The 24,283-nt window shown below is 66.0% G+C and carries 27 protein-coding genes and 1 tRNA gene; 16 read left to right on the forward strand and 12 right to left on the reverse strand.

Features of this window, described 5'->3' with window-relative positions; translation table 11 throughout:
• Positions 1-57 precede the first annotated feature (57 nt).
• The 7 genes from HS053_RS08095 to fabD all read right to left on the reverse strand — a co-directional run bounded on the left by HS053_RS08095 (position 58) and on the right by fabD (position 6,500).
• Positions 58-1,452, reverse strand: a complete 1,395-nt coding sequence (locus HS053_RS08095; RefSeq protein WP_174210716.1) for an aspartate aminotransferase family protein — start codon at positions 1,450-1,452, stop codon at positions 58-60.
• Positions 1,453-1,548: 96 nt separating this feature from the next.
• Positions 1,549-2,502, reverse strand: coding sequence for an agmatinase (speB, locus tag HS053_RS08100; RefSeq protein ID WP_174210717.1), 954 nt, complete (start codon positions 2,500-2,502; stop codon positions 1,549-1,551).
• Positions 2,499-3,446 (reverse strand): arginase family protein, encoded by a 948-nt coding sequence (locus HS053_RS08105; protein ID WP_174210718.1) that lies wholly within the window; start codon positions 3,444-3,446, stop codon positions 2,499-2,501. The genes speB and HS053_RS08105 overlap by 4 nt, the downstream gene beginning before the upstream one ends.
• Before the next feature lie 123 nt (positions 3,447-3,569).
• Entirely contained in the window at positions 3,570-3,803 is a 234-nt protein-coding gene (locus HS053_RS08110; RefSeq protein ID WP_174210719.1) for an acyl carrier protein, read from the reverse strand.
• Positions 3,804-3,953: 150 nt separating this feature from the next.
• Positions 3,954-4,721, reverse strand: coding sequence for an alpha/beta fold hydrolase (locus tag HS053_RS08115; RefSeq protein WP_174210720.1), 768 nt, complete (start codon positions 4,719-4,721; stop codon positions 3,954-3,956).
• Between the two features lie 3 nt (positions 4,722-4,724).
• Positions 4,725-5,462, reverse strand: a complete 738-nt coding sequence (fabG, locus tag HS053_RS08120) for a 3-oxoacyl-[acyl-carrier-protein] reductase (RefSeq protein ID WP_174210721.1) — start codon at positions 5,460-5,462, stop codon at positions 4,725-4,727.
• A gap of 105 nt (positions 5,463-5,567) precedes the next feature.
• The gene (gene fabD, locus HS053_RS08125; protein ID WP_174210722.1) at positions 5,568-6,500 is read right to left on the reverse strand and encodes an ACP S-malonyltransferase; all 933 of its coding nucleotides are present in this window, start codon (positions 6,498-6,500) and stop codon (positions 5,568-5,570) included.
• Between the two features lie 184 nt (positions 6,501-6,684).
• Here fabD and HS053_RS08130 point away from each other — a divergent pair, with 184 nt between their 5' ends.
• Entirely contained in the window at positions 6,685-7,863 is a 1,179-nt protein-coding gene (locus tag HS053_RS08130) for a cytochrome b/b6 domain-containing protein (RefSeq protein ID WP_174210723.1), read from the forward strand.
• A 129-nt stretch (positions 7,864-7,992) separates the two neighbouring features.
• On the opposite strand, the gene HS053_RS08135 is transcribed toward HS053_RS08130, so the two are convergent.
• Positions 7,993-8,568: a YceI family protein gene (locus HS053_RS08135; RefSeq protein WP_174210724.1), complete on the reverse strand. Its 576-nt coding sequence runs from the start codon at positions 8,566-8,568 to the stop codon at positions 7,993-7,995.
• A gap of 178 nt (positions 8,569-8,746) precedes the next feature.
• Here HS053_RS08135 and HS053_RS08140 point away from each other — a divergent pair, with 178 nt between their 5' ends.
• The 6 genes from HS053_RS08140 (at position 8,747) to HS053_RS08165 (ending at position 13,526) form a co-directional block, all read left to right on the forward strand.
• Positions 8,747-9,181: a PACE efflux transporter gene (locus HS053_RS08140; protein WP_174210725.1), complete on the forward strand. Its 435-nt coding sequence runs from the start codon at positions 8,747-8,749 to the stop codon at positions 9,179-9,181.
• 148 nt (positions 9,182-9,329) lie between these two features.
• Complete coding sequence (gene rpsF / locus HS053_RS08145; protein ID WP_174210726.1) at positions 9,330-9,782, forward strand: 30S ribosomal protein S6; 453 nt, start codon at positions 9,330-9,332, stop codon at positions 9,780-9,782.
• A gap of 22 nt (positions 9,783-9,804) precedes the next feature.
• Positions 9,805-10,032, forward strand: coding sequence for a 30S ribosomal protein S18 (gene rpsR, locus HS053_RS08150; protein WP_125327012.1), 228 nt, complete (start codon positions 9,805-9,807; stop codon positions 10,030-10,032).
• Between the two features lie 12 nt (positions 10,033-10,044).
• Positions 10,045-10,614: a 50S ribosomal protein L9 gene (gene rplI, locus HS053_RS08155; RefSeq protein ID WP_174210727.1), complete on the forward strand. Its 570-nt coding sequence runs from the start codon at positions 10,045-10,047 to the stop codon at positions 10,612-10,614.
• Between the two features lie 164 nt (positions 10,615-10,778).
• On the forward strand, positions 10,779-12,512 hold the full coding sequence (locus tag HS053_RS08160; protein ID WP_174210728.1) for a calcium-binding protein: 1,734 nt from the start codon (positions 10,779-10,781) through the stop codon (positions 12,510-12,512).
• Between the two features lie 69 nt (positions 12,513-12,581).
• Positions 12,582-13,526, forward strand: a complete 945-nt coding sequence (locus HS053_RS08165; RefSeq protein WP_174210729.1) for a DMT family transporter — start codon at positions 12,582-12,584, stop codon at positions 13,524-13,526.
• A gap of 94 nt (positions 13,527-13,620) precedes the next feature.
• Here HS053_RS08165 and tig read toward each other — a convergent pair whose 3' ends face one another.
• Both tig and HS053_RS08175 read right to left on the reverse strand, forming a co-directional pair.
• On the reverse strand, positions 13,621-14,955 hold the full coding sequence (gene tig, locus HS053_RS08170; protein ID WP_174210730.1) for a trigger factor: 1,335 nt from the start codon (positions 14,953-14,955) through the stop codon (positions 13,621-13,623).
• Between the two features lie 25 nt (positions 14,956-14,980).
• Positions 14,981-15,065, reverse strand: a tRNA-Leu gene (locus HS053_RS08175).
• Between the two features lie 193 nt (positions 15,066-15,258).
• On the opposite strand from HS053_RS08175, the gene HS053_RS08180 reads away from it, so the two are divergent.
• Positions 15,259-15,729, forward strand: a complete 471-nt coding sequence (locus tag HS053_RS08180) for a Hint domain-containing protein (protein ID WP_277817048.1) — start codon at positions 15,259-15,261, stop codon at positions 15,727-15,729.
• Positions 15,730-15,741: 12 nt separating this feature from the next.
• Here the strand turns inward: HS053_RS08180 and HS053_RS08185 are convergent, their stop codons facing one another.
• On the reverse strand, positions 15,742-16,917 hold the full coding sequence (locus HS053_RS08185; RefSeq protein ID WP_174210732.1) for an FAD-dependent monooxygenase: 1,176 nt from the start codon (positions 16,915-16,917) through the stop codon (positions 15,742-15,744).
• Between the two features lie 88 nt (positions 16,918-17,005).
• Positions 17,006-17,428, reverse strand: coding sequence for an RNA polymerase-binding protein DksA (gene dksA, locus HS053_RS08190; RefSeq protein ID WP_174210882.1), 423 nt, complete (start codon positions 17,426-17,428; stop codon positions 17,006-17,008).
• 303 nt (positions 17,429-17,731) lie between these two features.
• On the opposite strand from dksA, the gene HS053_RS08195 reads away from it, so the two are divergent.
• From HS053_RS08195 to HS053_RS08230, 8 genes are all read left to right on the forward strand, one after another.
• Entirely contained in the window at positions 17,732-18,253 is a 522-nt protein-coding gene (locus HS053_RS08195) for a hypothetical protein (protein WP_174210733.1), read from the forward strand.
• A gap of 91 nt (positions 18,254-18,344) precedes the next feature.
• Positions 18,345-19,184 (forward strand): AAA family ATPase, encoded by an 840-nt coding sequence (locus HS053_RS08200; protein WP_174210734.1) that lies wholly within the window; start codon positions 18,345-18,347, stop codon positions 19,182-19,184.
• Positions 19,185-19,829: 645 nt separating this feature from the next.
• The gene (locus tag HS053_RS08205) at positions 19,830-21,206 is read left to right on the forward strand and encodes a DUF2927 domain-containing protein (protein ID WP_174210735.1); all 1,377 of its coding nucleotides are present in this window, start codon (positions 19,830-19,832) and stop codon (positions 21,204-21,206) included.
• Between the two features lie 40 nt (positions 21,207-21,246).
• On the forward strand, positions 21,247-21,414 hold the full coding sequence (locus HS053_RS08210) for a hypothetical protein (protein WP_174210736.1): 168 nt from the start codon (positions 21,247-21,249) through the stop codon (positions 21,412-21,414).
• Between the two features lie 3 nt (positions 21,415-21,417).
• Positions 21,418-22,599: a vWA domain-containing protein gene (locus HS053_RS08215; RefSeq protein ID WP_174210737.1), complete on the forward strand. Its 1,182-nt coding sequence runs from the start codon at positions 21,418-21,420 to the stop codon at positions 22,597-22,599.
• A complete protein-coding gene (locus HS053_RS08220; protein WP_174210738.1) occupies positions 22,599-22,961 on the forward strand; it encodes a hypothetical protein in 363 nt (120 codons plus the stop codon). The genes HS053_RS08215 and HS053_RS08220 overlap by 1 nt, the downstream gene beginning before the upstream one ends.
• Complete coding sequence (locus HS053_RS08225) at positions 22,958-23,557, forward strand: DedA family protein (RefSeq protein ID WP_174210739.1); 600 nt, start codon at positions 22,958-22,960, stop codon at positions 23,555-23,557. Before HS053_RS08220 ends, HS053_RS08225 begins: the two co-directional genes overlap by 4 nt.
• 31 nt (positions 23,558-23,588) lie before the next feature.
• Positions 23,589-24,278 carry a M48 family metallopeptidase gene (locus tag HS053_RS08230; RefSeq protein ID WP_174210740.1) on the forward strand — a complete coding sequence of 230 codons (690 nt, stop codon included), beginning with the start codon at positions 23,589-23,591 and terminating at the stop codon, positions 24,276-24,278.
• Positions 24,279-24,283 lie beyond the last annotated feature (5 nt).

Consider the following 24,283-nt stretch of genomic DNA (forward strand, 5'->3'; position numbering starts at 1 on the left):
AACGAAAAAAGGCGTGACAAACGCTGTCACGCCCCGGTTTTCTGTCGGCAGACAGCCTCAGCCCGCCACGAACAGCCCTTCGGCCTTGATCGCGGCATAGCCTTCGTCCAGCGACTTCTTCGCCCGTTCGATCAGCACGTCGATTTCCGAGGGCGTGATCACCAGCGGCGGGGCGATGATCATGCGGTCCCCGACATGGCGCATGATCAGGTTGTTGGCAAAGCAGCGCTCGCGCACCTTATAGCCCACGGTCCCCGCCTCGGAGGCGAATTTCGCCCGGGTGGCCTTGTTCGGCGTCAGCGCGATAGAGCCCATCAGGCCCACCAGCTTGGCCTCGCCCACCATGGGATGGTCGGTCAGCGCCGCCCAGCGTTCGGCCAGATAGGGATGCGCGACATTGCGGACATGCTCGACCACGCCCTCTTCCTGAATGATCCGCAGGTTTTCCAGCGCCACGGCGGCGGCGACCGGATGGCCGGAATAGGTATAGCCGTGGTAAAGTTCACCCCCCTCGGCCACCACATTGAACACCTCATCCGAGATGATCGAGCCGCCGATCGGCTGATAGCCCGAGGACAGGCCCTTGGCGATGGTCATGATATGCGGCTTGATGCCGAAGGTCTGGCTGCCGAACCAGTTGCCGGTGCGGCCAAAGCCGGTAATGACCTCATCCGCAATCAGCAGGATGCCGTATTTGTCGCAGATGCGCTGGATTTCCGGCCAATAGGTGCTGGGCGGCACGATCACGCCGCCGGCGCCCTGAATAGGCTCACCGATGAAGGCTGCAACCTTGTCCACGCCGATTTCGTTGATCGCGGTTTCCAGCGCCTGCGCCCGGGCAAGGCCGAAATCCTCGGGCGTCATGTCGCCGCCCTCGCTCCACCAATCGGGCTGGTCGATGTGAACGATGCCGTCGATCTTGCCGCCATGGGCATGGATCGGGCTCATCCCGCCAAGGCTGCCGCCGCCCATGGTCGAGCCGTGATAGCCGTTCTTGCGCGCGATGATCACCCGCTTTTCCGGCTGGCCCTTGACCTGCCAATAGCGGCGGACAAGGCGGATGTTGGTGTCATTGGCTTCCGAACCGGACCCGGCGAAGAACACATGGTTCAGATCACCCGGCGCCAGTTCGGCGATCTTGGCGGCAAGGGCGATGGCCGGAACATGGGTGGTCTGGAAGAAGGTGTTGTAATAGCTCAACTCATCCATCTGCCGCTTGGCCACATCGCCCAGTTCGGTGCGGCCATAGCCGATGTTGACACACCACAGGCCCGCCATGCCGTCGATGATCTTGTTGCCCTCGCTGTCGCGCAGCCAGACGCCTTTGGCCGAAGTGATGACCCGCGCGCCTTTCTGCGCCAACCCGTTGGCATCAGTGAAAGGATGCATGTGATGCGCCGCGTCCAGCCGCTGCAATTCGGCCGTGGGCAGGTGGTTGGTGATCTTGTTCATGGCATCCCTCATCCCGTAACCCCGAATCCCGGGGGCTTGGGCCAAGGATATGATCAAACCCGGGGGTGATCAAGGAATTTGATCAAATTGCGCTCTTCAACTCCGCCGTTGCGGCACTCCGGGCAGAACACAGAGCATTTCATAAAGCAGGTTCGCCCCGATCAGCGCGGTATTGCCCGAAGGATCATAGGGCGGCGAAACCTCGACCAGATCGCCGCCGATCAGGTTCAGCCCGGCACAACCGCGCACGATCTCAAGCCCCTGCCAGATGGTCAGCCCGCCGGGTTCCACCGTGCCCGTCCCGGGCGCAAAAGCCGGGTCCAGACTGTCGATGTCATAGCTAAGGTAAACCGGCGCATCGCCGATCTTTTCCCGAACCTCTGCCATCAGCGGTTTCAGCGACTTGTGCCAGCAGTCTTCGGCCTGCACCACGGTCCAGCCCCGCTCACGGCCCCAATCGAAATCGTCCGGGCCATAGCCGGTGCCGCGCAGCCCGATCTGAAACACCTTGTCATTGATCAGGCAGCCGTCTTCCCACGCCCGGCGGAAGGGGCAGCCATGGGCGACCTTCTCGCCGAACATCGTGTCATTGATATCGGCATGGGCATCGACATGGATCAGCGCCACCGGCCCGTGTTTCTTCTTCATCGCCCGCAGGATCGGCCAGGTCAGCGTATGGTCGCCGCCAAGGGTCAGCGGGATGGCGCCCTTGTCCAGCACCCCGTCATAAAAGGCGGTGATGATGTCCACCGTCTTCTTCAGATCAAAGGTGTTGATCGGCACATCACCGATATCGGCCACCTGCAAATGCTCAAAAGGCGCCGCGCCGGTGGCCATGTTATAGGGCCGCAGCATCCGGCTTTCATCGCGGATCTGGCGCGGACCCAGCCGTGTGCCGGATCGGTTCGAGGTGCCATGATCCATCGGAATGCCGACGAACGCCACGTCCAGCCCGGTCGCATCCGCCTGTGCGGGCAGCCGCATCATCGTGGCGGGGCCGCCGAAACGCGGCATGTCATTGCCGCCCAAAGGTTGGTTGAAACGGCTCATCCCTGTCCCCCTTGTTCCGCGATCAGCCCGATCACCCCGGCCAGCAATTGCGCCGCCACCAGCGCGCCCTGCCCGTCAATGTCGCGCTCGGGCATGAATTCCACCATGTCAAAGGCGGCGATCCGCGCCTTGGCCGCCACGCCCGCAATCAGTTCGAACACCTGCCAATAGGTCAGCCCGCCCGCCGTGCGCCCGATCACCGCCGGCATCACCGCCGGGTCCAGCGCATCCACGTCCAGACAGATCACCACCCGCGCCCCTTCGGGGATCAGCGCCAGCGCCGGCGCCACACCCAGCGCCGCCACCTTGCGGGCATGAACGAACTGCACCCCCGCCTCAACCGCATCGACATAATCGCCCGGTCGGGCAGAGCCGATACCCCGGCTGCCGACCTGAATGATCTGGCCCACATGCGCCATCTCCGAGGCCCGCCGCATGGTCGAGGACAGGCCCCACCGCTCGCCCCCCACCTCGTCGCGCCAGTCGATATGGGCGTCGATCTGCAGGATGGTCAGCGGCCCCTGCCCCTCCAGCGCCTGCAACATCGGGATCGGCAGCGAATCGTCGCCCCCCAGAAGGACCGGCACCGCCCCCGCCGCCACGATCTCGGCCACGGCGGCGCGCAGGGTGGCGCGGTTGCCTTCGGGGTCGGCCACGTCCACCGGCACATCGCCGCCATCCAGCACCCGCGCGCCCTCGGGCAGCACGGTCAAGCCGGTGTCAAAGTTCATGTTGCCCTGCGCGGCGGCAAAGGCCGCGCCCCCGGCCCGGATCGCCGCCGCGCCGCCCGCGCAATAGAACCCGACCGACGGATAGGGTGTGCAGCCATCGGCCCCGATGATCACCGCCGCAGCGCCCTGCAAATCCGCAGGCCCCAGCGCCTCTGGCAGGCCCATGAAGGTCTTGCCGCCTTCGGCCCCGAACATCGCCCCAAGTGTCGCCATTTGCCGCCTCGCCGATTGTCGCGGCATCCTGCGACGGGCCAGCCGCCCCTGCAAGGGGCGCCAAAGCAAAAGGGCACCCCGAAGGATGCCCTTGATCCGCCCGAAGGCCGATGCAGTCCGACCTCAGACAGCGCCCGAGATGAACTTCACCGCGTCGCCGAAGGTCTGGATGGTTTCGGCGGCATCATCGGGGATCTCGATGCCGAATTCTTCTTCGAAGGCCATGACCAGCTCGACCGTGTCGAGGCTGTCGGCGCCCAGATCGTCGATGAACGAGGCGTTCTCGGTCACTTTGTCCGCTTCGACGCCGAGATGCTCGACGACGATCTTCTTCACGCGATCGGCGATGTCGCTCATGTCACTTCCTCTTTCACTGGGGCCGTGCCCCGTCGTTGCCTTGCCCCTGAGGGCGGTTATGCGCCAAGGCCCGCAGGCAAAACCCCGGCTCCCGTCGCGCGGCTGATAGCAAAGCCGTGAAGGCAAGGCAACCGAAACAATCGCCCGCCCCTAGCTGCGCCGTGCCGCCCGCCCCTCCAACGCATCGGCCAGACGGTGGGCATAGTCCAGACTGCCCCCGCGCGCCTTGTGACGCAAGCCCAGCATCGCGGCGGGCGTCAGCCGGTCCTCGGCCACCAGCCGCTGCAAATGGCCCCAAAGCCCCGCACGGCGGATCAGCCCGGTCGCCGGATGGCCGCCAAAGGGCAGCGCCACCGCCCGCACCCCCGGCGCAAGGGCGGCAATGGCGCGGGCATGGTCGCGGTCCTTGCTGCGGTTGAGCGGATCGAACAGGGCCAACCCCTGCAGCTCTGGTGCGATATCCTGCGCCATCAGGTCCAGCGCCGGCAGCATCCCCCCGGCAAAGCGGCGATAGCGCCCGTCAAAGGGCGCCCGCTCGGCAAAGGGCGTCACCTGCGCCGATACCAGCAGCACTTGGCGCAGCCGCAGCACCGCCGACAGCTTCAGCGCGGCAAAACCGCCCATGGAAAAGCCGATGCCGGTGGTGCCGTCATACCCGGCACAGACCGGCGCCAGCGCCCGCATCAGCGGTGCAAGATCGGCATTCAGATACCAGTCATTCGCGGCGGATTGCACGACAAGCTGCGCAAAACCCCGCCGCGCGAAAGCGCGCGAGGGCGCCGCCCCGGAAAAGCCGCGCCGCCCGCGCTCCAGATGGTCGAAAGACACGGCCAGCCGCGCCCGACCCGGATCGAACAGTGTGGCCCGCAAATGCGCGCCGGCAAATACCGTCAGACCGGGCTCCGGCGCCGCCTGCACGCGTCAGGCCATGTTGCCGCCGCCGTTGACATGCAGCGTCGCCCCGGTGACATAGCCCGCCTCGCCCGAGGCCAGATACAGCACCGCCGCCGCAATCTCTTCGGGCTGGCCCATTCGCCCGGCGGGCACATCGGCCAGAATGCGGGCGCGCTGTTCGTCGTTCAGCTTTTCGGTCATGGCGGTTTCCACCAGACCGGGCGCCACACAGTTCACCGTGATGCCACGGCTGGCCACTTCCTGCGCCAGCGATTTCGACAGCCCCGTCAGCCCGGCCTTGGCGGCGGCATAATTCGCCTGCCCCGGATTGCCCGAGGTGCCGACGACCGAGGTGATGTTGATGATCCGGCCCCAGCGCGCCTTCATCATGCCGCGCAGCGCCGCCCGGCAAAGCCGGAAGGAAGATGTCAGGTTGACGTCGATCACCTGCGCCCAGTCATCGTCCGACATCCGCATCATCAGACCGTCGCGGGTGATCCCGGCGTTGTTGACCAGAATGTCCACCGAACCCATCGCCTCGGCGGCGCGCTTCGTCAGCCCCTCGACTTCGGTCGGCTCCGACAGGTTGCAGGGCAGCACATGCGCCCGCCCGCCCAGCTCCGCCGCAAGCGCCTCAAGCGGCGCAACGCGGGTGCCCGACAGGCCCACCGTGGCCCCGGCACCATGCAGCGCCCGCGCCACCGCCCCGCCGATACCCCCCGAAGCGCCCGTCACCAGCGCGCATTTTCCTGTCAGATCGAACATGGCACATCCCCTCCAGTCACCGAGGCTTCCTTAACAACCCCCGCCCCGAATTTCCACCCGCCGATTTGGCCGGCAGGCCGCAGCGTCCGGGGCCAGAACGTAGCCTCAGCCTTTGGCGGCCAGCACATCCTCGGGCGTGCCCACGGCGCGCAGCGCCACCTCGCCGCCGACGATCCGCTTGATCATGCCCGACAGCGCCTTGCCCGCGCCGATTTCCCAGAACTCGGTGACACCCGCGCCCGCCATCCATTGCACGCTTTCGCGCCAGCGGACCGAGCCGGTCACCTGCGCCACCAGAAGCGCGCGGATGCGGTCGGGTTCGGTCACCGCCTCGGCCCGCACATTCACCACCACCGGCACTTTCGGCGCCGAAACGGTGACGGCGGCCAGCGCCTCGGCCATGACGGCGGCGGCGGGCTGCATCAATGCGCAATGGAACGGGGCAGAGACCGGCAGCAAGAGCGCGCGCTTGGCGCCGCGGGCCTTGGCGATGTCCAGTGCCCGCTCGACCGCGCCCTTGTGGCCCGAAACCACCACCTGCGCGGGATCGTTGTCATTGGCGGCCTGACAGACCTCGCCCTGCGCAGCCTCGGCGGCAACCTCGGCCGCCTGCTCGAAATTCAGCCCCAGAAGGGCGGCCATGGCGCCCACACCCACCGGCACCGCCTCTTGCATGGCGCGGCCGCGGATGCGCAAGAGGCGCGCGGTGTCCGACAGGCTCAGGGCCCCTGCGGCACAAAGCGCGGAATATTCGCCCAGCGAATGACCCGCGACAAAGGCCGCATGATCAATGCCGATCCCCTCCACCTCAAGCGCGCGCATGGCGGCGAGCGAGGTTGCCATCAGCGCCGGCTGCGCATTCTGCGTCAGCGTCAGGGTGGCGATGTCGCCCTCCCAGATCAGCGCCGACAGCTTTTCGCCCAAGGCCGCATCCACCTCGTCGAACACGGCTTTTGCCGCCGGATAGGCTTCGGCCAAAGCGCGGCCCATGCCGATGGTCTGGGCACCCTGCCCCGGAAAAACGAATGCGCGGCTCATGGCGATCCTCCCCTGTTTGTACCGGCTTACCCAATGGCTGCGCCCCGCGCAACCGCACCGCACAATCGCAAGGCGGTCACGGCCCGATCACGCCAAAGTCACCGCACAGTGGCTGTGCGCAAGGTCAGAGGCGGCGGCGGCGCGCGCCTGCTATCTTGCTGCAAAGCAGAAAACGGAGTTGCCGATGCCCCGCCCGAATACCTCCCAAAGCTATGGCAGCGTCGCGCGCACGCTGCACTGGCTGACCGCCCTTCTGATCCTGACGGCGATTCCGCTGGGGCTGATCGCCAATGACATGGCGCTGACCGGCGCCGCATCTGCGGCGCGCAAGGCGCAGCTTTTCAGCCTGCACAAGACGCTGGGCATCGCGGCTTTTGCCGTGGCGCTGTTGCGCATCCTCTGGGCACTGGTGCAGCCGCGTCCGGCGCCGCTGCACCCGGGGCGGCGGCTTGAAACCCTTGCCGCAGAGGCGGTGCATTGGACGCTCTATCTGTCGCTGGTCGCCGTGCCGTTGTCGGGCTGGGTGCATCATGCGGCCACCACCGGCTTTGCGCCGATCCTCTGGCCGCTGGGTCAGGGCCTGCCCTTCGTGCCGGTCTCGGAAGCCGTCGCGGCCAGCGCGGGCGCCCTGCACTGGATCTTCACCAAACTGCTGATCGCCAGCCTGATCCTGCATGTCGCGGGCGCCCTGAAACATGCGCTGATCGACCGCGATGGCACGCTGGCACGGATGATCAGCGGCCGCGCGGCAGGGCATCCGGCCCCGCATCCCAAGGCGCCTGCCCTTGCCGCGCTGGCGGTCTATGCCGCCGCCGCCGCGCTGGCCATCGGCCTGACCGCCCCGCCCGAAGCCGCCGCCTCGGCGCCGCAGGCCGCCACAGCGGGCAACTGGCAGGTCAGCGAAGGCAGCATCGCCTTCCGCGTCCGGCAGATGGGCGCCGAGGTCGAGGGGCGTTTTGGCATCTGGAGCGCCGAAATCATCTTTGACGAAACTCCGGTTGATGGCAGGAACGGTCAGGTGACCGCCAGCATCGACCTGGCCTCGCTCGCCCTCGGATCGGTCGGCGATCAGGCCAAGGGGCCGGAATTCCTTGATGTGGTCAAACACCCGACCGCCACCTTCACCGCCGATATCCGCCCCGAAGGCGCAGGCTATGTCGCCGAAGGAACCCTGGACCTGCATGGACAGAGCCGGCCGCTCTCCCTGCCGTTTGCCCTGCAGATCGACGGCGACAGCGCCCGCGTGACCGGCACCGTCGCGCTCGACCGCCGCGATTTCGGCATCGGCGCCGGGTATGAGGATGAGGAAACCGTGGGCTTTGCCGTGACGCTGGACATCGCCCTGACGGCAAGGCGGAACTGAGGGGCGAGGCGGGACCAAATTCCTTCGAAGGAATTTGCAAATTTCTTGGAAGAAATTTGGCCCTTCGCCTGACCGCATGGAAAAGGGCCGCCGGATTACTCCGGCGGCCCTTCTGCCTTGCGCAACGGCTTATTCGGCTTTCGAGGCTTCGACCGAAATCGCCACCTGCACCTCATCCGAGACGAAGGGGGCGAAAGCGCCCAGATTGTAGTCCGAGCGGATCAGCGTGGTGGTGGCGCTGAAGCCGGCCCAAGGCTTTTTCTCCATCGGGTGTTCGCCCGCCTGTGTCAGCACGGCATCCAGAACCACCGATTTCGTGACGCTGTTCAGCGTCAGGTCGCCGGTGATCTTGGCCGTCTTCTCGCCGGTCACTTCGATGCCGGTCGAGGTGAAGGACACCATTTCATCCTCGGTCGCGTCAAAGAAATCGGGCGACATGAAATGATCGAACCGCGCCTGCCAGCCGGTCAGCATGGTCTTGACCGGGAAAGCCACCGTCACCGACGAGGCCGCAGGATTGGCCTGATCGAATTGAATCTCGCCGTCAAAGCCCGAGAACATGCCGGTCGAGGTCGAATAGCCCAGATGGTTGTAGGTGAACACGATCTGGCTGTGGCTGGGGTCCAGCACATATTTCTCGGCCTCGGCAAAGGCGGGGGCGGCGGTCAGCGCGGCGATCAGCGCCAGCGGAGCGAAACGGGTCATAAGACATCCTTGCAACAGATTGAAAAGCCGCTCTAATCTGCCTGCGTCACCTTGCATTCTCAAGTCAGGCGAACCGCGCATTTCCTGTGCGGCAACGCACATCACACCTGCGTCAGGCCGGAAATCTGCCCGATTTTGCAGCACTCGACAGGGCCACCCGGCGCGCTATGGTGCCGCCATGATCCGCCATTCGCTTTCCCCCATCGCCCGCCGCATCGTCTATGCCCTGTTGTTCGAGGGGCTGGGACTGGCCATCACCACGCTGGGCCTTCTGGCCTTTTCCCATGCCGATGCTGCCACGGCGGGCGGAGCGGCCTTTGGATCAACCCTGATTGCGCTGCTGTGGAACTACGTGTTCAACGCGATCTTCGAAGCCTGGGAGCGGCGGCAGACCGTCAAAGGCCGCAGCCTGCGCCGCCGCCTTGCGCATGGCGTCCTCTATGAGGGCGGGCTGATCCTGCTGATGGTGCCTTTCCTGGCATGGTGGCTGCAAACCGGGCTGATCGAGGCGCTGGTCTATGATCTGGCGCTGGTGGCGTTCTTTGGTGTTTATGCCTTTGTCTTCACCTGGGGCTTTGACAAGGTGTTCGGCCTGCCCACATCGGCCCGCTAAAACCCCGCGAAGGGTTGCATCCCGGCCCGCCTTCTGTATAAGGCCGCATCCTTCCCGCAATTTCCACGCAACGGCGCAGCCTCTCGTGGTCGGGCCGCGGGAAGGTTGCCCGACCTATGAAATGCGCCTGATCAGAAACGGAGCATACATGCCGCTTTATGAGCATGTCTTCATCGCGCGTCAGGACTTGTCCAACACGCAAGCCGAAGGCCTTGTGGAACACTTCTCGACCGTCCTCGCGGACAACGGCGGCAAAGTCGTCGAAAGCGAGTATTGGGGCGTGAAGACCATGGCCTACAAGATCAACAAGAACCGCAAGGGCCATTACGCCTTCCTGAAATCGGACGCCCCCTCGGCTGCCGTGCAGGAAATGGAGCGTCTGATGCGCCTGCATGACGACGTGATGCGCGTGCTGACCATCAAGGTTGACAAGCACGGCGACGGCCCGTCGGTGCAGATGCAAAAGCGTGACGAGCGTGAGCGCGGCGACCGTGGCGACCGTCCCGAGGGCGGCTTCGGCGGCGGCGAACGTCGTGAACGTCCCTCCTTCGGTGGTGACCGCGGCGATCGCGGTGGCGACCGTGGCGGCTTCCGTCGCTGATCTGAGAAAAGGACAATAAGCCATGGCGAACAAACCGTTTTTCCGCCGCCGCAAGGTTTGCCCCTTCTCGGGCGACAACGCTCCGGCGATCGACTACAAGGACACCCGTCTGCTGCAGCGCTACATCTCCGAGCGCGGCAAGATCGTCCCGTCCCGCATCACCGCGGTCTCGGCCAAGAAGCAGCGTGAACTGGCCACGGCCATCAAGCGCGCCCGCTTCCTTGCCCTGCTGCCCTATGCCGTGAAGTAAGGAGCATCTGACATGCAAGTGATCCTGCTTCAGCGCGTGGCCAAGCTTGGCCAGATGGGTGAAGTCGTCAACGTCAAGGACGGCTACGCCCGCAACTACCTCCTGCCGCAAGGCAAGGCGCTGCGCGCCAACGAGAGCAACATCAAATCCTTCGAGGCCCGCAAGGTCCAGCTTGAGGCGCAAAACCTCGAGACCAAGAAGGAAGCCGAAGCGGCTGGTGTCCAACTGGACGGCCAGACCTTCATCGTGATTCGCTCGGCCTCGGATGCCGGCGCGCTCTATGGTTCCGTTTCGGGCCGTGACGTGTCGGAAGCCGCGACCGCCGGCGGCTTCACCATCAAGCGCGATCAGGTCGTGCTGGACCGTCCGATCAAGGAACTGGGCCTGCACACCGTTTCGGTCGTGCTGCACCCGGAAGTCACCGTCAAGGTGCGCCTGAACGTCGCCCGCTCGGTGGAAGAAGCCGAACTGCAGGCGTCGGGCAAGTCGATCCAGGAGTTGGCCGCCGAGGCTGACGCTGCTGCCGACTTCGAAATCGCCGAACTGTTCGACGAAATCGGCGCGGCGACTGCCGAAGACTGATCGCAGCGCGAAAGCGATGCAGGACGCCCGGGGGAAACCCCGGGCGTTTTTCGTTGAAATCGGGCTTTGGGCACCTCGAAAGCCTGTGCTAGCCTGCCGCAGCGGGGCGCCGGATTGGGCGGTCAGACCCCGGGACATTTCGCATCAGGCAGGAGATTCTCATCATGGCAAAGCGCGTCGGCAACCCGGACGACAACCTGTTGTTCGGAACCTCTGGCCCGGACGTGATCAACGGTCTGGCTGGCCATGACCTGATCTACGGCGAGGGCGGCAATGACACGATCTATGGCGGCCCGGGCAGCGATACGGTTTTTGCCGTCGATGGCAGCAGCGTGATCTACGGCCATGAGGGGGACGACTATCTTGTCGGTCAGGGCGGCCCGAACACGTTTTATGGCGGCGGCGGCAATGACCTCATCGTGCTGTCGATCACGCCGGACAGTGCCAACGGCTATGCCAATGGCGGCGCTGGCGACGACATTTTCGGCCTGACCAGTGCGCAGGATGCCACGCTCGCCGGCGGGTCGGGGATCGACACGGCGGTTATTGGCTGGTTCGCGGGCAGCCTCGGGGCCGTGGACATCGACATGACCAATCCCGGCCTTGGCCAGGCGACCTCGACCACGGGCGGGACCGTCACGATGATCAATGTCGAGCGGCTCGTGCTGGCCGCCGGAGAGGGCAATGACAGCATCCTTGCCGGGGAACAGGGCGATCTGATCGACGTGGCGGAAGGCGACAATCTCGTCAACGCCGGTGGCGGCAACGACGTGGTGCGCTATGTGCTGGGCGGCAGCAGCACGCTGGATGGCGGCTTCGGCAATGACACGCTGATCGGGACCACCTATGGCGACTTGCTGAACTTCACCGTCAACACCGTGACCGGCAGCGCGGATGACAGCTATGGCTCGGTCATCACCGGCTTTGAGGCTTATGTTCTCGACGGCGGCTTTGGTGACGACATCGTGCAGACCGGCGGCGGGCGGGACGAGATCTATCTTTATGGCGGCGCCAATCAGGCCGATGCGGGGGCGGGCAGCGATCTGGTCAGCTATCAGATCGGCATGGCCAACACGCTTGAGGGCGGCGCCGGTAATGACGTTCTGGTGGTGACCAACGGCGGCTCGGCGCTGTATTTCATCGCCGATTACACGACGGGGGCGGTGGATGACGGCTATCTGTCGTCGATCACCGGCTTTGAAACCTTCGAGGTCTACAGCGGCAACACCAATGACATCGCGGCACTGTGGGACGGGCGCGACAGCTTCTATGGCGGCGGAGGCAATGACACCGTTTCAGGTCGTGGCGGGGCCGACTGGCTTGAGGGCGGGCTGGGCAATGACCAACTGATGGGCGACGCCGGGGGTGACAGCCTCTATGGTGGTGCCAATCAGGACTATCTCGATGGCGGCACCGGCGGCGATTTCCTCTGGGGCGGGGCCGGGAACGACACGCTGATCGGCGGCGAGGGCAATGACCGGCTGGAAGGACAATGGGGCAATGACAGCCTTGATGGCGGCGCCGGCAACGATCAACTGGTGTTCGGACTGGGCAATGACACCGCCACCGGCGGCGCAGGGGCCGACCGTTTCGTCTTCCGCGCCAACGAGATCGGCAACCATCTGATCACCGATTTTGAAACCGGCGTGGACCGGCTGGAATTCTCGACCGTGCTGCTGCAATTCGGGCCGGGTGCCGGGGCGCTGAACCCTGCCCTGCTGAACGAAGGTGCTGCGGTCGGGGCGGCGGCGCAATTCGTCTACAGCTATGATGCCGGGACCAACACCACCACCCTTGTCTGGGATCCGAACGGCGACGATCCGGCAGGCGGCGTCTATGCAATGGCGCGCTTTACCGGCGACATCGACCTTGCCGCCTCGGATTTCCTGATCGTCTGACAGGCGGGAAGCGACCGCCACTGTCGCAACGAAGCCAGACGAAAGCGATGGCCGGGCTAGGGTCCGGCCATGCGCCTGTCCAGCACCTCGGCCGGAATATTGTGTCTCGTCAGCGGGATCGCCATCTTTTCGGTGCAGGATCTCATCCTCAAGCTGATTTCGGGCGACTATCCGCTGCATCAGGCGATGATGCTGCGCAGCCTTGCGGCGGTGCCCTGCCTTTTGCTGATCGTGCGCTGGTTCGATGGCGGCTTTGGCGGGCTTCTCAGCCGGACATGGCCGGCCATGCTGGGCCGGGGCCTGCTGAACTTCACCGCCTACACCGCCTATTACCTCGCACTTGCGGCGCTGCCGATGGCGACGACCGTTGCGCTTTACTTCACCGCGCCGCTCTTGATCACCGTGCTGTCGGTGGTCGTGCTGCACGAACGGGTGTCGGCGCGGCGCTGGCTTGCCGTGCTGGCGGGGTTCGGCGGGGTGCTGATCATGGTGCGCCCCGGTGGCGCGCTGTTCGACTGGGCGGCGCTGTTGCCGGTCTTCTGCGGCTTTGCCTATGCCGGTTCGATGATTCTGGCCCGCACCATGGGCACGCGCGACAGTGCGGCCGCCATGGCCTTCTGGGGGAATATCGCCTTTCTGCTCTGCGCCGCCGCGCTGTCCTTGTGGTTCGGCTGGGGTGGTGCGGCGGATGATCTGCACCCCTCGCTTGCCTTCCTGACCCGGGGCTGGGTCATGCCGACCACGCGCGACCTTTTGATGATGGCAAGCTGTGGCGTGATCGCGGCCATCGGGCTGACCCTGCTGACGCAAGCCTACCGGATTGCGCAATCCTCGGTCGTGGCGCCGTTCGAGTTCACCTTCGCCTTCTGGGGCATCCTGTGGGGCTGGCTGTTCTGGGGCGACCTGCCCGACGCCTTCGGCTGGCTGGGCATCGCGGTGATCGTGGCGGCAGGCATCTATGTGCTGCGCGCGGAACCCGCGCCAAAACCCGCCCCAGTGCCGCAGACGGGTTAGGCCCGCGCGCCCCGCGTCCGCGCGGTCGGCTGCCCATGCAAAAAGCCGCCCCGAAGGGCGGCTTTCAGATTTTTCGCAGAAAAATCTGCGCGGATCAGAGTTCGTCCAGCGCCTCGACGGCCTTCTGAAGGTCTTCCTTGCCGACTTCCTTTTCGGTGACGCTGGCCTGACCCATGATATGGTCCACAACCTTGTCCTCGTAGAGCGGCGCGCGCAGTTGCTGTTGCATCTGCTGGTTCTTCTGCACGAACTCGAAGAACTGGCGCTCTTGGCCCGGATACTGGCGGGCAGCGGCCAGAACGGCTTGCGTCATTTCGGCATCGGTCACGGTGACCTCGGCCTTGCGGCCCACTTCGGCCAGAACAAGGCCCAGACGCACGCGACGCTCGGCCAGCGCCTTGTGTTCGTCGGTCGGCTCGACCGCGCCATGGTCATGGCCGTGGTGATCCGGGTTTTCCTCGTGCCAGAGCTGATGCGCGATCTGCGCCGCTTCGGCCTCGACCAGCTTCGAGGGCAGGTCGAACTTCACCTGCGCGTCAAGCTGATCCAGCAGGCTGCGCTTCAGCACGGCGCGCGAGGCACCCTTGTATTCGGCTTCCAGACGCTCGGCGATCTGGCCGCGCAGCGCGGCGAGGTCTTCGGCGCCGAACTTCTTGGCCAGCTCGTCGTCGATCTCGGCGGCCTTCGGCTCGCGCACTTCCTTGACGGTGGTCTCGAACACCGCAGCCTTGCCGGCCAGATGGGCGGCACCATAGGCTTCGGGGAAGGTCACCTCGACCTTCACTTCGTCGCCGGTCTTGGCGCCGATCAGCTGATCCTCAAAACCGGGGATGAAGCTGTTCGAGCCGAGGACGAGCGGATAATCCTCGCCCGAGCCGCCGTCGAAGTAATCGCCGTCAACCGACCCCTTGAAGTCGATCACGACCTGATCGCCCTTCTTGGCCTTCTGGGCCTTCTTCTTGGCCTCAAAGGTTTGCGCGGTGCCGGCGAGGTTGGTCAGCGCCTCTTCGACATCGGCCTCACCGGCCTTCACCACCAGACGCTCCAGCGCGATCTTGCCGGCATCGACGTCCGGGATCGGCGGCAGCGCCTCATAGGACATCTCGACGACGACGTCCTGACCTTCGGCCCAGGTTTCGCCGCCGACCATCTTCACTTCGGGCTGCAGCGCCGGGCGGTCGCCGGTGGCGTCGAAGTGATCCTTCATCGCGCCGTCGATCGCATCCTGCATGGCATCGCCCATCAGGCGCTGGCCGAATTGCTTTTTCAGGATCGCCAGCGGCACCTTGCCCTTGCGGAAGCCCTTGATTTCGACCTCGGGCTGCGCCTCGAGGAGCTTTTCCTGCACCTTGGCTTCCAGCTCGGCAGCCGTCACCGTGATGGTGTAGGCGCGCTTGAGGCCGTCTTTCAGGGTCTCGGTGACCTGCATATGTTCGTCCTTCTCATCCCAAATCTGGTGCGGGTGAAGGGATTTGAACCCCCACGCCCTGCGGCGCCGGAACCTAAATCCGGTGCGTCTGCCAATTCCGCCACACCCGCAAATCCCTGCAGAGCCCCGCCACGGCACGGCCCTGCAAATCCGCGCCCTTCTAACAAAGCCCCGCGCGGGAAGCGAGAGGAAAAGAGCAGGCAAACGCGGGGAAGAATGGCTCGCGCCTGACGATATCTTCCCCTAGGCTTGCGGCACACAAAAAGGCCGGAACGGCCAGAGCAGAGACAGGCAGGAGGCCGGATGTCGCAGGCGGCAAGGGCAGGGACGCGACCGGATCGGAGCGATGCGGTCGGTCTTCTGGCCGGAACCCGGATAATGACCGCCGAAGGTGCCCTGCCGGTCGAATGGCTGACGCCCGGCGACCGGGTAATCGCGCGCAACGGGATGCGGCGGCTTGAAGCGGTAGACTGGCGGGCAGAGGCCGATGCGCCGGTGGTGCGGATTGCGCCGCGCGCCTTGGGTTCGGGGCGCCCGGGGGCCGCACTGGTGGTCGCGCCGGCCCAGCCGCTCTGGATCCGTGACTGGCGGGCGCAGGCGATCTGGGGCCGGGCCGAAGTGGCCGTTCCCGCAAGGCGGCTGGTGGATGGCCGCCTGATCTGCGCCGATGTCCTGCCGCAGGCGCATTTCCTGATGCTGCATTTCGCGCAGGACGAGGTGATCTATGCCGAAGGCGTGGACATCGCCTGTCTGCCGCTGCGGGTCACCGCCTGACGCCCCCGGCTGTCACGACCTCGCCGTCACATCATGGCCGTAAAGCCAGTCGAACCGCGACAACGGCAGGCCGGGCGCCAGTGCCCCGCCCAGCCGCAGCCCCAGATGTGCCACCGCCCGCAGCGGCCCCGACAGGTGATAGGCCCGCGCATTGCCATTGGCCGCCGCCACGATCCGGCTGCACCGCGGCTGCCGCAGCGCCTGCCAGCCGGGCAAGGCCCCTGCCCCGCCTGCCGCCAGCGCCTCGGCCAGGGTCCAGGCATCCTCCAGCCCCATCGAGGCGCCCTGCGCAAGAAAGGGCAGCGTCGGATGGGCGGCATCGCCCAGAATCGCCGCGGCGCCCTCGGGCAGCGCCTTTTGCCAGGTCGTCGCCACCGGATGGCGGAACAGGCCCCAGAGCCAGACATCCTGCACCTGATCCAGCCAGCCGCGCACCCGCGGGCCGAACCCCTCGAAGGCCAGCCGCATGTCCATCGGATCATCGCGCAGCGACCAGCTTTCCTCGACCCAACGGTCGCGCTCTTCCACCGCCACGATGTTGCGCAGGGTGCCGCCGCGCAGGGGATAGCTGACCAGATGGCGGCCCGGCCCCATATGCACCTCGGCCACATCGGGCGCGCCCGGCACCTCGGGGATCAGCGCGCGCCAGGCCACCTGCCGGGTAAAGAACGGCGCCACCCGCCCGTTGAGCGCGCTGCGGACCTGCGAATGTAGCCCGTCCGCGCCGATCAGCAACGCGGGCGTCATCGCGGCGCCCTGCGCCGTGACGATCCGCGGCCGCGCGCCCGTCAGGTCCACCGTTTCCACCTTCTGCAACAGGCGCAACTGCACCCCGGCGGCGCGTGCGCCTTCGGCCAGCAGCGCGATCAGATCGGCGCGGTGTAGGAAGTGATAGCCCTGCCCGGGCCGCAGCCGCGCAATGTCCATCCGCAGCACGACATCGCCCGTCAGCCCGTCGCGCAGTTCCACCGCCCGCGCCCGCAGCGAAGCCGCCTCAAGCGCGGCACCCAATCCCAGCGCCCGCAGCACGGCGGCACCGTTGGGGCTGATCTGCAGCCCGGCCCCCACCTCGCGGATGGCATCGGCCTGCTCCAGCACGGTCACCGCCGCCCCCTTCAGCGCCAGCGCTCGGGCCAGAGCCAGCCCCGCCACCCCGGCGCCGAGGATCGTCACCTCCTGCCCCTGCATCACCCCTCCGCCAAGCAAAACGCCGAGCCTCGCGGCCCGGCGTCATCTTTTCACAACCGGCTGCGGGCACAAGGCCCGCGCCCCGCGATCAGTCGTCGCGGTGAACCTTCTCGCGGCGCTCGTGGCGCTCCTGCGCCTCCAGCGTCATGGTGGCGATCGGGCGGGCGTCCAGCCGCTTCAGGCTGATCGGCTCGCCCGTCATTTCGCAGTAGCCGTATTCGCCATTGTCGATCCGGCGCAGGGCGGCATCAATCTTGGCGACCAGCTTACGCTGACGGTCGCGGGTGCGCAGTTCCAGCGCCCGGTCGGTCTCTTCGCTGGCGCGGTCGGCGATGTCGGGCACGTTGCGGCCCGAATCCTGCAGGTTGTCGATGGTCTCTGCGGATTGGCTGAGAAGTTCCTGCTTCCAGACGATCAGCTTGCGGCGGAAATATTCCAGTTGCCGGTCGTTCATGAAGGGCTCGTCTTCGGCCGGACGGTAGTCGTCGGTAAGGAAGACTTCTGGCTTCATCGCAGCACTCTCCTTTGCGTCGGTTCGCACCGACAGGTGGGCTTCTGTCATGGCGCGCTCCTGTTGGCCGGGCGTTTAACGCAATGGACAGGGGATGTCACTACACAAAGCACAGGATGTCGCAGAGCGGCCCGGGCGACCCGACCATGCAGCAAGGGCTTGACAGGCCGCCCGCCAGCCCGCCTCAGTTGCAGCCGCGCCGGTGCTGACAGTCGGGCCCGCAAGCGGCCCCGCCGTTCACCGCGCCTGCCGCCGCCGCAGCCCGGCGGTGTCCTTGTCACCCTGCCCCGGAGGGCATCCGATATGACTGCGCGTTCCGTTCTGCTCCTCGTTGCGCTGGCCCTTCCGGCGGCCCCCGCAATTGCCCAGGACGCCGATTATTCCGTCTCGGGCGGCACGCTTTATGCCACGGTCCGCGACTGGACCGTGGTCAAGAGCGAGCAATTCGGCTGTTCAGCCTATCCCGAGGCCATGCCCATCGTGTTCAACACGCCGCCCGCGGGCGGCTGGCAGCTTGTCCTGCCCTACACTTCGGCTGCGGCAGAGGGCGAATATCCGGGTTCGATCGACGTGGACAAATACAGTTTCACCGACACCTATTACGGCGACGGAGTGTGGGTTTATGCGTCCTTCCCGCTGGAGATGCGGCAGGCCGTGGCCGAGGGCCAGAACATCTATGTCCATGTCGGCCCGGCCGAGACCGAGCTGAACCTGTCCGGGTCGAAGGCCGCCCTCCTGAAGGTCGAGGAATGCTGGCGCGATCTGACGGGGTGGAGTGCCGCGACCTCCAGCCGTGCCGGAACCTTCGCTTTCTCGGGCGACTGACAGCCTGCCCGGCCAAACCGTCTGCGGCTTGCCCTGCCGCCGCGCCCGGCCTATCCCTTGCGCGGCAGCAGCAGAGCGAAGGGATAGGTCCATGCGATTTGACGGCACCGCGGCCTATGTGGCCGCCCCCGACCTGAGCGTGGCGGTCAACGCCGCCGTGACATTGCAGCGCCCGCTTCTGGTCAAGGGCGAGCCGGGAACCGGCAAGACCGAGCTTGCCCGGCAGGTGGCCGAAGCGCTGGGAATGCCGCTGATCGAGTGGCATGTTAAATCCACCACCAAGGCGCAGCAGGGCCTTTATGAATATGATGCTGTTTCCCGCCTGCGCGACAGCCAGTTGGGCGAGGCGCGGGTGCATGACGTGGCCAATTACATCCGCAAGGGCAAGCTCTGGCAGGCGTTCGAGGCGCCGGAGCGCGTGGTCCTCCTGATCGACGAGATCGACAAGGCCGATATCGAGTTTCCCAACGACCTGCTTCAGGAACTCGACCGGATGGAGTTCCATGTCTACGAAACCGGCGAGACGGTCCGCGCCCGGCACCGCCCGGTGGTGATCATCACCTCGAACAATGAAAAGGAATTGCCCGACGCCTTTCTGCGCCGCTGTTTCTTTCACTACATCCGCTTTCCCGATCCGCAGACGCTGGCGGCCATCGTCCGCGTCCATCATCCGGGCATCAAGGAGGCGCTTCTGACCACCGCCCTCACCCAGTTCTTTGAGCTGCGCGAAACGCCCGGGCTGAAGAAGAAACCCTCCACCTCCGAAGTGCTGGACTGGCTGAAACTGCTCTTGGCCGAGGATCTGGGGCCGGAAGACCTGCGGCGCGACGGCAAGCACAGCCTGCCCCGCCTGCATGGCGCGCTGCTCAAGAACGAGCAGGACGTGCAGTTGTTCGAGCGTCTCGCCTTCATGGCGCGGGGCCAGCGATAGGCTTCAAGACTGTGGATAAGTCCGAATCGGGCGATTCTGCCGGGATTTAGCCACAGTCTTGCCACAATCAGATCACGCATTTGCATTTTATGACATATTTTGAAATATTGCGTGATAATTCATTGCCAAATCTGGCGTCGCACACGCCGCCCGACGCGATGGGTAGAGAGCGGCCCGGTCGGTAAAATTCTCGACATTGACACAAACACGCCCCGATGCCGACACTTGGGCTCTGTTGTCTCGTCTACAGGAAAGATCCTGTCTCGGATCGGCCCATTGGTTCCAAATCCCGGTGAATTCCGCTGCGGAAAACACCAGATCGCGGCTTCGGCTTCTGCGGCCGGAGGAGCGCGGGGGAGGTCAGGACCAACACCCTTTCGGGGGTGGGGACGTGAAGAGAGGGGGCAATCCGGGGCGGGAAGCGGTGGGGGCCGCGTCCGGTCCCCGTCGTCGGATCGGGGGGGAATACCCGGTCCGGGGGCGTGCGGAGACCGTGCGGGCCAAAGCCCGGCCAGACTGACGCCGAGGGGGATGCGGGGGCATCCTCCTCGGGGTCGCTGGCCGGCGGCACGCGGGGCAGCCGGACGCCCAGCCTGTCAATCCGGGGGTGCGCCCCCGCCATATATGGTTGTGAGCTGCCAAGCCATGCACCGTTCCTTGTCTGTTCTGGCCTTGTGCCTGCTTTCCGCCTGTGCCGTCTCACCCGCTGCGGAAGTGACCAAAAGCACCGCCACCGAAGCGGGCTTTGGCGTCAGCCTGCCACCGGCAGAGACGCTTGCAGCGCCGGTCACCCGCTCGCCCGGGCGGGGCAATGCCGAGCTGGCCCGCGACTTCCTTGACCTTGAATTCCGCATGGAAAGCGGGCGCAGCCTGCCGGTCCTGACGCGCTTTGAAGGGCCGATCACCGTGGCGTTGCGCGGCGACGTACCCGCCAGCGCGCAGGCCGAATTGCAGCGCCTGATCACGCGGTTCCGCAGCGAGGCCGGGCTTGACCTGCAACCCGCCGCACCGGGCAGCGCCGCCTCGATCACCATTGAATTCCAGCCGCGCAGCGCCATGCAGCGCGTGGTGCCCACCGCCGCCTGTTTCGTGGTGCCGAACGTCAGTTCCTTTGCCGAATACCGCGCCGCCCGCAACACCGCGACGGTGGATTGGGCGCAACTGACCCGGCGCGAGCATGTGGCGATCTTCGTGCCCTCGGACACCAGCCCGCAAGAGGTGCGCGACTGCCTGCACGAGGAAATGGCGCAGGCGCTCGGGCCGCTGAACGACCTCTATCACCTGACCGATTCCGTCTATAACGACGACAACTTCCACACCGTCCTGACCGGCTTCGACATGCTGATGCTGCGGCTGCACTATGCGCCGGAACTCCGCTCGGCGATGAACGAAGCCGAGGTGGCGGCGCGGCTGCCCGCCATCCTTGCCCGGTTGAACCCGGCCGGGCAGAGCCTGCCCAGCGATCCGAAATCCATCGCGCCGCGCACATGGGTTGCCGCGGTCGAGAATGCCTTTGGCGTGCGCGGCGGCCCGGATGGCCGACTTTCGGCGGCAGAGCGGATGCTGTCGATGGCCATGGCGCAGGGCTGGACCGACGGGCGGCTGGCCTTTTCGTGGTATGCGGTGGGCCGGGCGCAGGTGGTGTCGGACCCCGAACGCGCCGTGCGCGCCTTTACCGAAGCGCGCCGCATCTGGCGCGCCCTGCCGGGGGGCGAGGTTCACGTTGCCCATGTCGATATGCAGCTTGCGGCCGTCGCCCTGTCCTCGGGTCAGAACGAAGCCGCAATCTCTTTTGCCGACCGCGCCATTCCGGCCGTTCGGGCGGCGCAGAATGCCGGGCTCTTGGCCACGCTCATGCTGATCAAGGCCGAAGCGCTTGAGAACCTTGGCCGCGTGGCCGAGGCCAAGGCGCTGCGTCTCGACAGTCAGCCTTGGGCGCGCTATGGCTTCGGCGCAGAGCGGCAGGTGCGGGCCCGGACGGCGGAGATCGCCCAACTGGGGGCGCGCGGGGCGCGCGGATAGGCCGGGGCAATGGCCCCTGCCGCAACAGGCGGGGGCAGGCTTGATCGTCATTGGCGGGTTCATTCTGGGGGCGGCAATCGGCGGATTGACCGCCAAACGGCGCGGCGGCAGGCGGCTGGACATCCTGCAATATGCGGCGGGCTATGCCATTGCCTTCACGCTTCTGGGCCTCTTCGCCACCATCTTCATCGACCGCATGGCGCGGTAGCCGATGTTCCTGCCCTTCTTCCAGGCGTTGCGGGGTGAAGGGGTTCCCGTCTCGCTGCGGGAATATCTGGGCTTTCTCGAAGGCATGGCGGCGGGTCTGGTGACCTATGACGCCGAAGGGTTCTACTACCTCGCCCGCACCGTGATGGTGAAGGACGAGCGCCACCTTGACCGTTTCGACCGCGCCTTTGCCGCCGCCTTCAAGGGGCTTGAGGCGATCACCCCCGAAGAAGTGGTCGCGGCGCTGGACCTGCCCGCAGACTGGCTGGCCAGACTGGCCGAAAAGCATCTGACGCCCGAGGAAAAGGCCGCGATTGAGGCGCTTGGCGGCTTTGACAAGCTGATGGAAACGCTGAAAGCCCGGCTGGCCGAGCAGAAGGAACGCCATCAGGGCGGCAACAAATGGATCGGCACCGCCGGCACCAGCCCCTTCGGCGCCTATGGCTATAACCCCGAAGGCGTGCGCATCGGTCAGGACGAAAGCCGCCACCAGCGCGCGGTCAAGGTCTGGGACAAGCGCGAATTCCGCAATCTGGATGATCAGGTTGAACTGGGCACCCGCAACATCAAGGTGGCGCTGCGCCGGTTGCGCCGCTGGGCCCGCGACGGTGCGACCGAGGAGCTGGATCTGGATGGCACGATCCGCGCCACCGCGCATAACGGCTGGCTCGACGTGCAGACCCGGCCCGAGCGGCGAAATGCGGTGAAGGTGCTGCTGTTTCTCGACATCGGCGGCAGCATGGACCCGCATGTCAAGGTGATGGAGGAACTCTTCAGCGCCGCAAGGGCCGAGTTCAAGCATCTGGTGCCCTTCTACTTCCACAACTGCCTCTATGAAGGCGTCTGGCGCGACAATGCCCGGCGCTGGAACGCCCAGACCCCGACATGGGAGGTGCTGCGCAGCTATGGCTGCGATTACAAGGCGATCTTCGTCGGCGATGCCGCGATGTCGCCTTACGAAATCCTGCATCCCGGCGGCGCCAACGAACATTGGAACCCCGAGGCTGGCAAAGTCTGGCTGCAACGCGCCTGTGACCAATGGCCGAACCATCTCTGGATCAACCCCGTGGCCGAGGCGCATTGGCAATATACCCAGTCCACCCGCCTGATTTCCGAGATTTTCGGCGGGCGGATGGTGCCGATGACGCTGGAAGGAATTTCCCGCGGGATCAGGGAGTTGCGTTGATGCTTTCCTCTGCTTTCACCCTCTGGCGGCGCCACCGGCTCTTGGTCAGTGCCTTTGTTCTGGCCTGCGCGCTGGCGCTGTTCTTTGCGGCGCGTTTCACGGTGCAGGCCATCTACTGGGCCAATCACCGCGATGAGGGGATTACACCCTGGATGACGCTGGGCTATATCGCCCATAGCTGGCAGGTGCCCCCGCAAGAGATCGAGGCGCGGGTCGGCCTGCCCCCGCCGCAGGGCCATCCCAAGCCGCTGGTGGAACTGGCCGGTGAACAGCATGTCACCGTCGCCGAACTGATCACCCGGATCGAGGCCGCCATCGCGGCGATCCGCGCCGAAGAGGCGGCGCGCCGGGCCGCGCCATGACCGATGGACTGCTGGCGCTGATCCCGGTCTGGGGTCTGTGGCTTCTGGCGGGAACCACGCTCGCCTCGTGTCTTGCGCTGCCGATCCCGGCTTCGCTCATGATGCTGACGGCGGGGGGATTTGCGGCGGCGGGCGATCTGGTGCTGTGGCAGACCATGGCGGCGGCGCTGACCGGCGCGGTGGCGGGCGACCAGATCGGCTATGCCGCGGGGCGCCATGGCGGCCGCCGCCTTTTGGCGCTGGTGGGGCGCGACGGCACGCGGGCGGTGGCGCTGGACAAGGCCGCCGCGCTGATGGCCGCGCGCGGCGGGCTGGCGGTGTTTCTGACGCGCTGGCTCTTTTCGCCGCTCGGCCCTTGGGTGAACCTGACGGCGGGCAGCCTGCGTTACCCTTGGGCGCGCTTCACCCTTTGGGGCATCGCGGGCGAGGCGGTCTGGTGCGGGCTTTATACCGGGCTTGGCCATGTGTTCGGCGGCAATATTCAGGCCGCTTCGGCGCTGGCCGGGTCGGTTTTGGGATTTCTGGCGGCGGCGGCGGTGGCCTTGGGGCTGGGCCTATGGTTGCTGGCGGTGATCCGCAAGGAACGCAGCCGTTGAACCCCGACCGGCGCCTGCCCATATTCCCGGCATGAGCGCGCTTCTGATCCCCGCCCTGCTGGCCATCGCCTATGCGCTGGCAATGATGAAATTCTCGGTCTGGCAGACCCAGAAATCGCTGGCGGCAGGCTCAAAGCCGCTGCGCGACCCCGAGGTGACGGCGCTGGCCGCGCGGCTGGCGCGGGCGCTGGACCTGCCCGCGATCAAGGTCAATGTGTTTGACGCCGATGTGGTCAACGGTCTCGCGGCGCCGGACGGCCAGATTTACCTGACGCGGGCCTTTCTGGCGCGCAAGGCACAGGGGCTGGTCACGGCCGAAGAGCTGGCCTCGGTCATCGCGCATGAATTGGGCCATGTGGCGCTGGGCCATCTGCGGCGGCGGATGATCGACTTTACCGGGCAGAATGCGGTTTTCGTCGTGCTGTCGGCAGTGCTGAACCGTTTTCTGCCCTTCATCGGTATCTGGATCGCCAATCTGATTTCCACCGCGATGATGGCCCGCCTGAGCAGGCGGGATGAATTTGAGGCCGATGCCTATGCCGCCGCCCTGCTGACCAAGGCCGGCATCGGCACCGCGCCGCAGAAATCGCTGTTCCGCAAACTGGGTGCGCTGACCGGCGGCGCGGCTGGCAAGCCGCCCGCGTGGATGATGAGCCACCCCGCCACAGAAGACCGCATCGCCGCGATCGAAGCGATGGAGCGCCGCTGGCAGACCGCGTAACGAAA

Source organism: Tabrizicola fusiformis, from assembly GCF_013328815.1.
GTDB lineage: Bacteria > Pseudomonadota > Alphaproteobacteria > Rhodobacterales > Rhodobacteraceae > Fuscibacter.